Raw genomic sequence first — 271 nt, 5'->3', positions numbered from 1 at the left:
TGGCCGTGCCTTGATGAGCCAACCTAAACTGTTGCTATTGGATGAACCCTCATTGGGATTGGCTCCGATCATTATTGCGCAAATTTTTGACACCATTCAGCAGCTACGGGAAGAGGGCATGACCATCTTCCTCGTAGAGCAAAATGCCAATCAGGCCTTGAAGTTGGCCGACCGGGGTTATGTGCTGGAAAATGGGCGTGTTGTATTGGAAGATACAGGCGCTGCGTTGTTGGAAAATAGCGCGGTGAGAAATGCCTATCTCGGGGGATAA

At 49.8% G+C, this 271-nt stretch carries 1 pseudogene; it reads left to right on the top strand.

Features of this window, described 5'->3' with window-relative positions:
- Positions 1 to 271: pseudogene (locus tag OOT08_RS18845) on the top strand (ABC transporter ATP-binding protein); the annotation flags it as partial.

It is taken from the genome of Leucobacter sp. M11 (assembly GCF_035726885.1).
Classification (GTDB): domain Bacteria; phylum Actinomycetota; class Actinomycetes; order Actinomycetales; family Microbacteriaceae; genus JAPFRB01.
The sequence above is the reverse complement of the archived record's forward strand: the minus strand, read 5'-3'. Positions and strand labels throughout refer to the sequence as shown.